Raw genomic sequence first — 1,281 nt, 5'->3', positions numbered from 1 at the left:
TATTCTTTGGAATCTTTACTGCGATTAGCAATTTCTTAAGAAATGGTAATGCACTTGGTACTTCTGGTGTTACCTTGTTAACTCCACTTACTGGTCTTGGAGTAGGGTGAGCTATAAAGTTTTTAAAGAAAAAACTTGATTCATACTTCGGAGTTCAATCATTCTCTGCCTTAAATTATGGAAAGAAAATGATTGGAAAAGGTATTGCTGGTGCAGCATCAATTGCTAGTGGTGGAACCTTAGGAGCAGCATTTTTAACTGGTGGTGTAGGTGCAGCACTTGGTGGTGTTGGTAAAATGGCAAGTAGTAAGGTCGGTACTCTTGCTAACAGTATGAAATTAACCAAATCTAGTGGTTTAAGCTCAAAAGTGGGTAGAGAGATATTATCTGCAAATGGTATGCAATTCGATGCAGGAACTCAAAATCTCTTTATGGATAAAGTAAAAGAAACTGGACTTGATTTTTCAGCTGTCAAGAGTTCATCACAATTTGAAGCACAATTAGCAGTTGCAAATCAATATAATAACCGTGCAATTGAGCAAATTGAAAAATCAGATGAATGGAAATCTGGAAACATTTCCCAAGACACTTTATTAAGACACCAAAAGTTAAAAAACAGCAATCAAGCAATTGAAGATATAAATCTTATACGAGCAAATCAATCTAACAATTGGGTTAAGACAAAAGCAGGACAAAAAAGTAAAAGCAAAGGAGATAAATAATAATGTTACAAAATAAAAAACTTTCAGACATCAAATTACAAATCTTTAAGTCAATATCACTATTTGATATGTTAATTTTAATTTTTACTTCAGCACTTGCTTTTGTTTGTGGATTTTTTATTTCTAAGTCACTTCCTTTAATTGCTAAAATTGGAATTACAATTGCAATTTTTGTTTCAACAGCTTGAATTGTTTTGCCAAATAAAAAGCATAATTGTAAATATTATGTTTTTATTGTCAGATGAATTAAGTATTATTTAAAACCAAGAAAATACTTTTCTTCAAATACAAAATCACTTGTTCAATTTAAGGATATTGTAAATGACAATATTGTTGAAATAGATTCAGCAAATTACTTTTCTGTCTTTGCATTTAAGGGATATGATGTTTATTCTAATGACTTAGATGACAAAATGGCGTATTATCAAACGGTTATCAATGTTTTAAACAATATTGATTTTCCAATTTCCTTTGTAAAAATCCCAAAATCTTCCAATCTTGAAGCAAACTATGATTTTATTAAAAAAGCAATTGAAAAAGATACTCAAATTGATTTAGA

1 protein-coding gene and 1 pseudogene are annotated in these 1,281 nt (G+C 30.2%); both read left to right on the top strand.

Annotated features, from left to right (window positions below; translation table 4 throughout):
- The coding region (locus tag BCF89_RS03510; RefSeq protein WP_211305429.1) for a hypothetical protein at positions 1 to 722 on the top strand (722 nt) is incomplete at its 5' end.
- Between the two features lie 2 nt (positions 723 to 724).
- Positions 725 to 1,281: pseudogene (locus tag BCF89_RS08830) on the top strand (Mbov_0397 family ICE element conjugal transfer ATPase); the annotation flags it as partial.

Origin of the sequence: Metamycoplasma auris (assembly GCF_003253435.1) — a bacterium.
Lineage (GTDB): Bacteria > Bacillota_I > Bacilli_A > Mycoplasmatales > Metamycoplasmataceae > Metamycoplasma > Metamycoplasma auris.
Note: the sequence above shows the minus strand (reverse complement) of the source record. Positions and strands in the feature narration are given on the sequence as shown.